Source organism: Kitasatospora sp. NPDC005748, assembly GCF_040630735.1.
Lineage (GTDB): Bacteria > Actinomycetota > Actinomycetes > Streptomycetales > Streptomycetaceae > Kitasatospora.
The window spans coordinates 20,366-31,291 of record NZ_JBEXYD010000078.1 but is presented as its reverse complement, the minus strand read 5'-3'; the positions used below and the strand labels follow the sequence as shown (position 1 = coordinate 31,291).

General features: G+C 75.5%; 11 protein-coding genes and 2 pseudogenes. 3 read left to right on the top strand and 10 right to left on the bottom strand.

All coding sequences use genetic code 11. The features are described from left to right. The 8 genes and pseudogenes from ABZ495_RS33210 to ABZ495_RS33175 form a co-directional block, all read right to left on the bottom strand. Positions 1-531 (bottom strand): annotated as a pseudogene (locus ABZ495_RS33210) (hypothetical protein); the annotation flags it as partial. A 321-nt stretch (positions 532-852) separates the two neighbouring features. Continuing rightward, on the bottom strand, positions 853-3,585 hold the full coding sequence (lanL, locus tag ABZ495_RS33205) for a class IV lanthionine synthetase LanL (protein WP_359839547.1): 2,733 nt from the start codon (positions 3,583-3,585) through the stop codon (positions 853-855). Positions 3,586-3,746: 161 nt separating this feature from the next. Then, positions 3,747-3,914, bottom strand: coding sequence for an SflA family class IV lanthipeptide (locus ABZ495_RS33200; protein WP_329491507.1), 168 nt, complete (start codon positions 3,912-3,914; stop codon positions 3,747-3,749). Positions 3,915-4,265: 351 nt separating this feature from the next. Continuing rightward, positions 4,266-4,853 (bottom strand): lytic polysaccharide monooxygenase, encoded by a 588-nt coding sequence (locus tag ABZ495_RS33195; protein WP_329491508.1) that lies wholly within the window; start codon positions 4,851-4,853, stop codon positions 4,266-4,268. Between the two features lie 264 nt (positions 4,854-5,117). Further along, the gene (locus ABZ495_RS33190; protein ID WP_359810987.1) at positions 5,118-5,900 is read right to left on the bottom strand and encodes a histone deacetylase; all 783 of its coding nucleotides are present in this window, start codon (positions 5,898-5,900) and stop codon (positions 5,118-5,120) included. Continuing rightward, the gene (locus tag ABZ495_RS33185; protein WP_329491510.1) at positions 5,885-6,112 is read right to left on the bottom strand and encodes an amphi-Trp domain-containing protein; all 228 of its coding nucleotides are present in this window, start codon (positions 6,110-6,112) and stop codon (positions 5,885-5,887) included. The genes ABZ495_RS33190 and ABZ495_RS33185 overlap by 16 nt, the downstream gene beginning before the upstream one ends. A 403-nt stretch (positions 6,113-6,515) precedes the next feature. Further along, complete coding sequence (locus ABZ495_RS33180; RefSeq protein WP_359839545.1) at positions 6,516-6,839, bottom strand: plasmid stabilization protein; 324 nt, start codon at positions 6,837-6,839, stop codon at positions 6,516-6,518. 103 nt (positions 6,840-6,942) lie between these two features. Continuing rightward, positions 6,943-7,848, bottom strand: coding sequence for an immunity 49 family protein (locus ABZ495_RS33175; protein ID WP_359839543.1), 906 nt, complete (start codon positions 7,846-7,848; stop codon positions 6,943-6,945). A 251-nt stretch (positions 7,849-8,099) separates the two neighbouring features. Between ABZ495_RS33175 and ABZ495_RS33170 the strand changes: the two genes are divergently transcribed. After that, the gene (locus ABZ495_RS33170) at positions 8,100-8,258 is read left to right on the top strand and encodes a hypothetical protein (protein ID WP_329491513.1); all 159 of its coding nucleotides are present in this window, start codon (positions 8,100-8,102) and stop codon (positions 8,256-8,258) included. A 131-nt stretch (positions 8,259-8,389) separates the two neighbouring features. Here the strand turns inward: ABZ495_RS33170 and ABZ495_RS33165 are convergent, their stop codons facing one another. Together ABZ495_RS33165 and ABZ495_RS33160 are read right to left on the bottom strand one after the other, a co-directional pair. Beyond that, a complete protein-coding gene (locus tag ABZ495_RS33165) occupies positions 8,390-8,746 on the bottom strand; it encodes a hypothetical protein (RefSeq protein WP_359839541.1) in 357 nt (118 codons plus the stop codon). 227 nt (positions 8,747-8,973) lie between these two features. Beyond that, positions 8,974-9,141 (bottom strand): hypothetical protein, encoded by a 168-nt coding sequence (locus ABZ495_RS33160; RefSeq protein WP_359839539.1) that lies wholly within the window; start codon positions 9,139-9,141, stop codon positions 8,974-8,976. A 260-nt stretch (positions 9,142-9,401) separates the two neighbouring features. Here ABZ495_RS33160 and ABZ495_RS33155 point away from each other — a divergent pair. Next, positions 9,402-9,512 (top strand): annotated as a pseudogene (locus tag ABZ495_RS33155) (siderophore-interacting protein); the annotation flags it as partial. A gap of 409 nt (positions 9,513-9,921) precedes the next feature. Then, on the top strand, positions 9,922-10,821 hold the full coding sequence (gene argB / locus ABZ495_RS33150; RefSeq protein WP_359839549.1) for an acetylglutamate kinase: 900 nt from the start codon (positions 9,922-9,924) through the stop codon (positions 10,819-10,821). Positions 10,822-10,926: the final 105 nt, after the last annotated feature.

The window sequence follows — 10,926 nt, the reverse complement described above, 5'->3', positions numbered from 1 at the left end:
GCCCAGCGCGCCCGCACCGACGGCGGCCGCGGCGCTGCCGCCGACCAGCTTGGTGCCGGCGTCGTCGAGGGCCCCGCTGCCGTCGCCGGCCTGGGCGGCGCCCTGGGGCACCGACGTGACCTGCGGCTGGTCGGCGCGGGAGTTGTCCTGCGGGACGGGGCCGCGACTGGGCTGCGCCGCGCCGCTGGGGGTGACGGTCGGCGCGGCGGGGGCGGCCGGGGCGGGCTGGGCGCCCTTGGCGGACGGCGCGGCCGGGGCGGGCTGGGCGGCACCGTTGGCGGCCGCCGGCTGGGAGACGGCCGGGGCGGTACGCGCGGGCTGGCTGGGCTTGGCGGCGGGTGCCGAGGGCGCCGTGGCGGGCTGGTCGGGGTGGTCGACGGCCGGGGCGGTGGGGGACGGGGTCCGGACCCCGTCGGCCCAGGCCTGGCCGCCGGAGACGGTGGCGAACAGGGCCGCCCCCGCGATGGTGCAGCCCGCCAGGGCCCGACGGGCGGTCGAGTTGGTGGTGCGGGTGGAGCGGTGCTTCGACATACGGGCGTCTCTCCTTGTCGCGGTGCGCCGACCGTGCGGTCGGCGCCTCCTGACCGACAGTAGGAGGGCCTTGTCGCGGTCCCCGGGAGGTCGTGTCACGGCTGTCCATCGGCTGGGTAACAGCCGGCCGTGACTGTTGCACGGCGTGGTGCGCGCAAGGGTCGCGGACGGCGGGCGGAGCTCCGGCGGGGTGGGTACGGGTCCTACCGAGGGGGGTTCCGGGGTGCCCCGGCGGGCCGGTGGCGCCGCCGGCGCCCGGTGTCGTTGCCGGTCCGGCCCGGTAACGACCCAGGCCCTGTCGCCCCTGCGGCGCCCGGGAGTTCAGGGCTGGAGCAGCATGCCGAGCCGGGGGCCGCCCCGGCGGTGGAGCCGGCGCAGGAAGGAGAGCACACCGCTGGTGCCGACCGCCCAGGCGGCGGACTCGACGGTGGGATCGGTGGCCGGGAACACCGGTCGGCCCGCGCGGCCGCCGCTGCGGGCCAGGACCAGCCCGGCGATCTCCTCGGCGGCCTCCCAGTGCCGCTCGTCCCCGGTGGCCAGCGCCAGGTCGATCAGCAACTCCCCGGCGCCCGCGAGCCCGCAGCACTGGACGACGGGTGCCGTCCTCGGGGCCGACTCGCGACAGGCTCGCGCGGCGTCGGCGGCCCGGGTGAGGAACTCGTCCGCGCCGTAGTACCGGCCCGCCTGGACGAGCGTCGTGCCGATGCCGGCCAGACCCCGGCACCAGGACCCGTACCGGCGGGTGGCCCCTGGCCGGCCGGCGGCCACCACGAGCCGGGGGACGTCCTCGGCGAGCGCGTCCACCAGACGGCGCGCCGCCGCCGCGGCCGCCTCGGTGTCTTCGGCGCTGTGGGCGCGGTAGGCGCCGTGGGCGAGGTCGACGCGGCCGGCCGGAGCCGCGGTTGTGGCAGCGGTGGCGGACGCGGCGGACAGGCCGAGGAGGAAGTGGGCGACTCCGGCGCGGCCGTGCGCGAAGCCTTCTTCGAGTGCGGCGGTCCCCGGGTTCGGCGTCTCCCGGGGCCCGTCGGCCCGGCCGTCGGTGAGCAGCCGGGCGCAGGCCCGGGCCGTCGCGAGGTGCTGCTCGGCCTCGGCTTCGCGACCCGCGGCGCGTGCTCGCCCGGCCAGCAGCAGCCGGCCGGTTCCGAGGCCGGCCGCGCCGGAGATCTGGTCCGTGGAGCGGACGTCACCCGGACCGGGATCGGCGCCGAGCGGCTCCTCGGTGCCCAGCACGTCGGCCGCCCGGGCGAGGAAGAGGTCGACCCCGGTGCGGCCCTCGTACAGGCCGGGGCCGAGCCGGTCGATCGCGGGGTGTGCCGCCGTCCACCGGGCCAGCGCGGTGGCGGCCGCCCGGGCGTCGGGGCGGTCGGCGTGCTGCAGCAGTTCGAGACCGAGCCCGGCGCTGCCGTCGTAGAAGGAGAGCAGGGCGCGCGGCTCCCTGCTCCGCGCATCGGCGGTGACCAGCTCGCCGGCCAGCCGCACGCAGGTGGTGACGGTGTGGTCGACGACCTCGCCGAGCAGTTCGGCGGTCACCCGGGGCGGACGCGGCGGCGCGGGAACGCGCCGAGCGCGGTCGCTGCGCTCGCCCACGGTGCCCGCAAGGCCCGTGCCGGGCGGCGCGACGTGATGGCGCAGGGCGTCCGCGGCCGCCGCTCGCTCCGCCGGGTCGAAGCCGAGCAGGCCCGCGACCAGCGCGACCGCCGGGTGCTGCGGGTCGGGCAGCGCACCGGCCAGGCAGGCCAGCGTGCGGTCGCGGTTGGTGGCCCGGTCCGGGTCGATCACCACCGGGTCGAGACCGGTGGCCGCGTAGTGCAGTGTCGCCCCCAACGCGTAGTAGTCGTCGGTGGGGTGGGCGGTCGTGGTCGCCGGGCCGGGCAGTCCGTACCCCCGGGTCGTCCCGGCCGGCCGTTCGCCGTCGAGGGCGCTGATGCCGAAGTCGACCAGCGCGCACCCGCCCGCTGCGTCGAGCACCACGTTGGCCGGCTTCAGATCGCACATCACCACGCCGCGCGCGTGCACCGCGTCCAGTGCCCGGAGCAGTCCGCGCGCCAGCGACCACCAGTCGCGGCCCGGCCCGTGCGCGCCGCCGGGCCCGGCGGCGCGGGCCTCGTAGGGGCCGCCTTCGAGCACGTCGCGACGCAGGTCGCGCCGGCCGCAGGCGCTGCTCACCAGGTACTCGTCCTCGCCGTGCCGGACGTAGTCGACCAGGCGCGGTACTCCGCCCACGCCCGCCAGTGCGGTCAGGACCCGTCGCTCGTGCCGGAGCCTGCCCCGCGCGTCGAGGCCGGCGGCGTCCTCGGCGACGAAGGCGCGGGCCTGCTTCACCACCACCTCGCGGCCGGTGACCACGTCGACCGCCCGGTACACATGGCCGCCCGGTGCGCGGGTGATGCCGGCGGTGATCCGGTAGCGGCCGCCGTCGCCGATCCGGTTGCTCGTCGGTCGCGGGGCGGTGCGCGGTGCGAACGGGTCGCTCACCCAGGGTGGTTGGCGATAGTGAGGGGCGGCCGGGGCGGGAAAGGTCTCGCCGGCCGGGCCGGTCATGAGGAGCGTCGAGTCCTCGGCGGCGACCCGGAACAGGCCGTACCGGTAGTAGACCGGGGCGTCGGCCCGCAACTGCCGGTCACTGGGCACCCGGGGGCCGGTCCAGCCGGTCAGCGCGTTCGCCAACTCGTCCGCGAGGGCAGCCTCTTCGCCCGGGCACGGGTAGACCGTGACGGCCTTGCCCACGGCGGCCGGGTCGCGCAGTCCGGTGTTCAGCTCGCGCAGCACGGCGGTACCGGCGGCGAACTTGGCGTCGCAGGTGCGCCGCAGCAGGATCGGGACCACCACGTCCAGCAGGTGCGGGAACCGGTCGGGGCGGGCCGACACATGGAGCTTCCAGCCGTGCGGGAGCGCCGGCATGTCGGGGTCGTGCAGATACAACCAGTCGTCAGCGCAGCGCAGTTGGCGGCGCGAACCCGGGGCGGCCGCGACCAAGGCGGCGATCCGGGCCCGCAGCGCCCCGGCGGCGCCGGGGTCCGGCCGCGCGCCGGTGGGTGCTGCTGCTGACGGCACGAGTCCACCACGTCCCCGGGTCCGGTCGCACGGGTACCCCGCCGGGTGTCGGCGGGCAGGTGCGAGAAGGTACGGCGTGCGAGCCGGTGCGGTAGCCTGCGGGCGTGCGGCGCACGGCAGTTCGGGCGGCGCCCGCCCGCAGGCCGGGTGTCCGGCGAGGGTCAGGCGTCCACCGCGCAGTCGAAGCGGGTGGGGACGTAGGTGACGAACGGGTCGGCGAGACAGGCCGCCGGGGCGAGGTCGGCGTCGAACTCGTCCTCGAACGCGATCACCTCGTCGTCGATGTCCAGTAGGCCGGCGTCGCGGATGTCCAGTACCAGTGCACTCATGGGTGGTTCCTCCCATTCACCTTGGCTGATTCCCGTGCGGGCCGCCCATGCTAGCCATTCGTTCGGGCCCGCCATAGAGGTGCGACAGCGCAGATGTTCGACCCTTTCGGACCGTCGGGCCGCGCTGCTTCGCACCCGTCCCCGTGGCACCACCGGCACCCCGGGTACCCGCCGGTTCGGCACGGCGGGGGCGAGGCCGGGGGCGGTTCGCGCACACGGTCCCGGCCCGTCGCCCCGCCCCGGTCGCCCGGCCCGGTGCACTCCGTCGTGCGACGGAGTGCACCGGGCCGGGTCTCGGACAGCTGTGCCGGGCAGGGGGCCGACGGGCGTCGGTGCGGCACTGGCGTCAGGTCAGAACTTGACGTCGGTGCAGGAGTAGAACGAGTTGTTGGTGTCGGCGATCTCCCAGACCGCCACGACGACCTGGTGGCCGGTGCGGCCGCTGGGAAGGGTCCCGGTGTGGGTGGTCGTGGCGGCGGGCTGGCGCCCGTTGTAGTTGACGGTCAGGAACGGGGTCAGGTCCAGGTTGGCCCGGGTGATCTTCTGGGTCGCGTCGTAACCGGGCTTGGTGAGGTAGTACTTGAACGTGGTGGTGGCGTGCCGGGCCTCGATGTTCCAGGTGAAGGTCAGCTGCTGGCCCGCCGTCACGTTGGTGGTCGGCCAGTTGCCGTTGCGCGGGGCGTCGAGCGGCGCCCAGCGCGGGTCGGCGCCGGCGCAGATGGTGCCGTCGGCCGGTCCGCGGCTGGGGAAGCCCTTCGGGCCCTCGACGCTCTGCGGCTCCCACTGGATGTCGCCGCAGTTGGTGACGACGCCCGCGCCGCACAGGGCCGCCCGGCTGGGCGGCAGGTTGATGAAGCCGTGCGACTGCGCCGGCAGGGCCAGCGTGAGCGGCAGCGCGACCGCGGCCGCGGCCACGACGGCGAGATGACGTTTGCGCATGGTGCTCCTCCGTGGGGGTGGATGGAGTGTGCGCCCGACGCAGGGCGCGCGCGTGGGGGTGCGGCGGCCGTCGATCTCTTGGCATGCCTGCGCCAGGTCGGTGTGGTCCCCACCGTAGGAGTTGTGGCCCCGGGCCGTCAATGGTCTGAACCATTCGCCGTCATGAACGCCCTTTCCCCAGAGGGATGTTCGTCATTCCTGCGCGGCGACAGGGTGGCCGGCCGGTATGTTCGGGAGCGGTCCGACGGGAGCGCAGTGTGGTCCTCAGCCGTCGCCGGCGGTCTCCGCCAGGGCCCGGCGGAGGGCGGCGGGGGTCCACTGCGCGTCGGCCCCCGGGCGGGTGCCGAGGTAGTCGGCGATCCGTCCGAGGTCCCAGCCATGGGCCTGGACCAGTCCGGCGGCGATGGTGCGCAGATAGGCGGCGCGGGGTGCCCGCAGGTCGGCGTCGGCCAGGCCGCCGGAGGCGGTGAGGGTCAGCACGGGGGTGTGGTCGAGGGAGCCGGGGCACACCAGCGTCCCGTAGCGGCCCGGCCAGAGCCGGTCCCGCCCGGTGCGCAGGGCGGTGGCCGGCGAGAGGTCGGTCCCCGGCTGCCGGTGCCTCTCCTGGGCGGCGATGTCGCTGAACTGCCCCGTAGTCAGCAGATAGGCGCGCGCGGGCACCAGGCCGGTCCGGTCCGGGTCGTAGAAGGCCGTGCCACCGCCCCAGACCGTCGACTCCAGCGCGAAGTACAGCTGCCCGGGGAGCGTCACCGGCACGGCCCGCTCCGGCGGCCGCCCGTCGCGGCAGCCGGGGTACGTCCGGGCACCACCCGGCGGCCGGCCGCCGCGAAGGTAACAGGCCAGCCGCTCGGCGCACATGTTCGAGCCGTAGGCGGCGTACCAGACGTGGTCGGGGTCGCCGTCGGCCGCTGCGGCGCCCGCCGGGCGGAGCAGCCACCGTGCCACGATGTCGCGGATCCCGGGCGCGCGCCCGGCGGCGACCGGCCTGAAGCCGGGCCGGGGCAGGCCCGGGGTGGCGCCGTCGGGGCAGCCTACTCGGTCCGCCACTTGAGCTCGACCTCAAGCTCGATCTGCCCGTCCTCGACCTCGACCTCGATCTCGATCTGGAGTTCGTCGGGGACGCGCACGGTCAGTGTGCCGGGGCCGAGGTCCAGCTCGGCGCTGGCGCCGTGCCGCAGCGCGTCCGCGAGCGCGGTGAGCCGGTCGGCCGCTTCGAGCCGGGTCAGCGAGGCCTTCTGCTCGAACTTGAGCTCACTCACGGAGGCCTCCAAACCCGGGGGACGGCGGATACCTCCAGTGTGACCCCGCCGCCCGGCCGCCGCCCGGGCAGTCCGGTCACGGCCGGTCGCCACCGGTCGCTCTCCGCGGTCCCGTGCCTCCCGGCCGTGACCCCGGACCGCCCGCCCGGACCGGTCACCCGGGCCGCTCACACCCCGGCGGGTCCGGGTTGCGGCGGGGGCGCCGGATCCGGGTCGGGGAACGGTGGGACGGGCGGCGGCACGGGGACGGGTTCCTCGCCCGGGTGGCGCGGCCCGGGTGCCGGGTGCGGGAACGGCTCGGTGTCCGGGTTCGGGGGTGTCGGTCTGGTCATCACGGCCACCTCTCGCTTCGGGGGTGCGGCGGGGTGCGGCGGGTCTCGTTCCGGGTGTGCGGCGAGCGGAGTCAGCGGCCGAGCGCGTGCTCCAGCTCCCGCTTGTTCATCTTCGAACGGCCCTTGATGTTGCGGTGCTTGGCCTCGTTGTACAGCTGGTCGTAGGTGCGGCCCCCGGCGCCCTCGTGGGACCGCAGTCCGCCCCGCCGGCCGGAGGAGATGTCGTGGGTGGAACTCCGGCTGGCGGTCCGCGCCTCGCCGTGTCTGGCCCGCTCCTTGTTGACCGTCCGGGCGGCGATCTCCTCCGCCAGGTCCTCGCTCTCACCGCGCTCCAGCACGCTCTCCTTGATGTGCTCGTACTGGCGCTCCCGCTTGGGGCTCGATCCTCGGGGCATCACAGTTCTCCTCTCCTCTCGGCGCGCGCCTACCCGGTCGCCGTTCGGCGAATCGGCGGAAGCCGCAGGAGTTCCCGCCGCCCGTACCGCGCGTCGGGCGGGGCTACTCCTGCGGGTCGGCCAGCAGGCCCTCCGGCAGGTAGCCGGAGCGGGTCTCCAGCTGCCAGCCGTGCGCCCGGACGGCGAGGGCGGCCAGGGCGACGGTCTCGACCGGCAGCAGGGTCCTCGGCTCCGGGTCCGGTCCCACGCCATCCCGGTGGAGGCGGAGACGCTCGGTCAGGGCGTGCTCGAAGGCGGCCCGGTCGTCGTCCAGGAGCACGCGGAGCAGCCGCTGGTCCGGGGTGAGGGCACCGGCCGCGTCCAGCCGCCGGGCGGCCTCGGCGCGGGCCTGCGCGTCGGGCTTGGTGATCGGCTCCGGGGCGACCCGCGTCGCGGGCCAGGTGCCGACCATGTCGGCGAGGTACCCACACAGCGCGTCCATCGCGGCGAGGTCGCCGGGGTCCGACACCGACTCCAGCGGCGAGTACGGCACCCCGTCGCGGATCGCGGGCGCGTAGTCGTCCTTGAGCAGGGGGCCGACCACCCGCTCCGGCCGGTGGAGCAGGTCCGTGGTCACGCAGAGCGCGAAGGTGTCGAGCCAGGTGCGCGCCGTGGACACGTCGTCCACCGCGTCGCCGAAGGCGAAGTCCCCGCTGTCCAGGGTCTGGTCGTTGAGCGGGAAGTAGACCTCGAAGTCGCCGTTCGGGAAGCTGCCCAGCGCCAGTACCCCGAGCGCGCACTCGGCGGCCGCCCGCAGGACGTCGCGGCCGGACGGACCGGTCAGCGCGGGGTCGCTCAGGGTGCGGGCGCCGACGTGGTCGAGGAGTTCGCCCTGCAGCCGTACCAGGCCCCCGATGGACAGCGAGTCGTAGCGGAGCGAGTGCCAGCGGTTGAACGACTGTCCACCGATGTCGTCGAGGGCCCGGGCGATGCGGTCGTCGTCGACCTTGTGGCACGTCACTTCCTGCACGGCTACTGCCTTTCTTGTGATCATTCCGGCTGGCCGCCCGACGCTACCAGGGCGGTTGCCGCCCCGGCCGACCCGCCCCGGACGGCCCGGACCCACCGGGGCGGGGAGCGTCACCGCCCCCGCCGCGGGGCCGGTTCACCGCCGGATCCGCCCGCGCCGCACCCCGCCGCGGGACGGTCGCGCGGGGCCGACCCGGCCGTCGGTGGGCGGGCGGGCACCGCGCGGGCCCCGGGACTGGCAGACTGGTGATCGTGACCGCCGACTTGCGCCCCTTGTGGCAGCCCTTCTCCGAGCCTTCCGCGACCGTTCCCGTCCAGACGGACCGCCACCACCTGCAGCCCGTGGAGCGCGCGCCGTTCCTGGAACCCGCCGGGGTGGCCGACCACGAGGAGCAGTTCCCCGAGGCCTGAGGCCGCCCGCACGACTCCCGGCGGCCGAACCCCGCCCCCACCCTCACCACCCTCACCGCGACCGCGATTCCTGCCGTCGCTCCATCCGTCGTCGCTCCGCCCCGTGGCGCTTCGCCCCGGTGCGGGTCGACTCATACGTCGGGCCACCGTCGCGCGCCACCGCCCTGCGGATCCTGCCGGGCGGCCGCCGCCGGTGCGCGGCCACCCGCCGTCGCACCGGCGCCCTGCGCGGGCGTCGCGGGGACGCCCGCCCTGAGATGGACGATGCCGCCGTCCTCCAGCGCGCGCAGCGCGGCGGTCAGCCGCGCGGCCAGGTGCCGGGGCAGCCGCCGCGCCGCCTCCCCCGGATCGAGCCAGGAGGCGGCCCGGACCTCCCCGTCGGCGAACCGCAGCGCGCCCGCCTGCGCGGCCGTGAGCGGCGCCGCGTCGTACAGGAAGCAGGTGACGGCCCGGCCGTGCCCGGTGGCCGTCGCGGGCGCGGTGTCCACCACCAGGAGCCGCCCGACCGGGAGGCGCGCCGGGCCCGCACCGTCTCCTCGACAGGGGTGTGGGCCGGCCCGGAGGCCGGCCCACACCCGAGCGGGGCGGAGAGGGGCTAGTCGGCCTGCCAGTCGGAGGACCAGCAGCTGATGATCGGGCAGATCCAGTCCGGCCAGACCGCGTCCTCCTCCAGCTCCAGGTTCTGCAGGGTCGTCACGTCCGTCGTCATGTCGAGTCACCTCCCTTCCGGGTCGAGGGGCGGCTCCCCGGCGGGGAGCCAGAGTCGGGTCCCGCCGTGCCGCAGCCGAGTCAGCAGGCCGAGCAGGCCGGACAGTCCGGTGTTGTACGCCGCGTGCACGCGGGAGAGGGTCTCGTCGGGGACGAGGAGCAGACCGTCGTGCACGACGTTGCGGGCGTGGGCGGCGGCGACCAGGTCCGCGGCCCACCGCCGGTAGCGTGGTTCGGCCAGACCGCCACCACCCGCCCCCCGAACGGTGGTTGACGACAGGCCGGGAGGCGGGTGGTGGCCGGAGGGCCGACGTCCACCATCCCGACAGTGAGGTGAGCCTTCCCTCATGTTTGCCCGAGCTGGAGGCTGTCGCAGACCACGGCCACGGCTGGTAGGGCGTCGTCCTCAAGCCGAGGCGGGGCTGGGACTTCGCGTTGACGGTCACCGGCGTCGAGGACGTCACCGAGAACCGCCGCCGGGTGCGCTTCGCGGACGGCGGGCTGCTCGCGGCCACCGGTGTCCATCCGACCATGTGGGTGCGGGTCTCGTTGCCCGACGCCGGCCCGGTTCGCCCGCCGGGAGCTCGCCGTGGCAAAGGGGCGGTTGCCCGCGCTCGGCTACTGGCGCCCGTGGCCGCGCCGCCGCGGTGGAGCGGTCCGGGCGGACTGTGCTCCGGGCGCCCCGGTTTCGCACGGGCGGGCGACGTTCGTACGGGATGGTGACGGGAAGGGTGAAGAAATGTAAGGTTACCCTTGCCTAAGTGGTTCTGGAGCGACCGAACCGCACTCCCTCCGGCACTCGCGAAGCCGGGTGGCGGGGTGGAGGGGAGCGAATGCCGCACATCCCGGTGCGGGCATCCTGAGTGCAGGGGGATCGGTGGAGAACGGCCTGGCCGGGCGCGCACGTCGCGCCGGGGTTGCTGGAACTTCGCGCACGGGTGGCCCCCTCGCGGCGCTGCCGTGGCTGGAGCGGTTCCGCGGCAAGATCGTCGTGATCAAGTTCGGCGGGAACGCGATGGTGGACGAGGGCCTCAAGGCGGCCTTCGCCCAGGATGTCGTGCTGCTCCGCTACGCGGGTGTCCGGCCGGTGGTGGTGCACGGCGGCGGTCCGCAGATCAGTGCCCAGCTGGGGCGCCTCGGGATCGAGTCGCACTTCACCAACGGCCTGCGGGTCACCACGCCGGAGGCGATGGACGTCGTCCGGATGGTGCTGGCCGGTCAGGTGCAGCGCGAGCTGGTCGGTCTGGTGAACCGCCACGGTCCCTTCGCGGTCGGCATGACCGGCGAGGACGCCCGCACCATGACGGCCGTCCGGCGGCACGCCGTCGTGGACGGCGAGCGGGTGGACATCGGGCAGGTGGGTGACATCGCGTCCGTCGACCCCTCGATGGTGCGCACGCTGCTGGCGGACGGCAGGGTCCCGGTCATCTCCCCGGTCGCGCGCGGCGTGCGCGGTGACGTCTACAACGTCAACGCGGACACCGCCGCCGCCGCGGTGGCCGCCGCGCTGGGCGCGGAGCTGCTGGTGATGCTCACCGACGTGGCGGGGCTCTATCGCGACTGGCCGCGTTCGCAGGAGGTGGTCCCCTCGCTGACCGCCACCCAACTCGCGGAACTCCTGCCGAACTTGGCGAGTGGCATGGTCCCGAAGATGGAGGGCTGCCTGCGGGCCGTCCGGGCCGGCGTGGGCAGTGCGCGGGTGCTGGACGGACGGGTCCGCCACGGGGTGCTGGCGGCCTTCGGCGGGCCGCCGGTGGGTACCGAGGTGGTGCCCGACGCGCCGCTGGTGCGCCGGGACGAGGCGGCCGACGCGGAAGGTCGGCAGGTCGCGATGGTCGGTTCGGGCACGATCTGAATTTGACTCACCCGATCAAGTGATAGAACTTAGGTAAGCCTTACCTAAAGCGAGTGGGCGAGTGGCGGACGGCCGCCGCGGCGGTCGACCGGACACCGGCGGGGC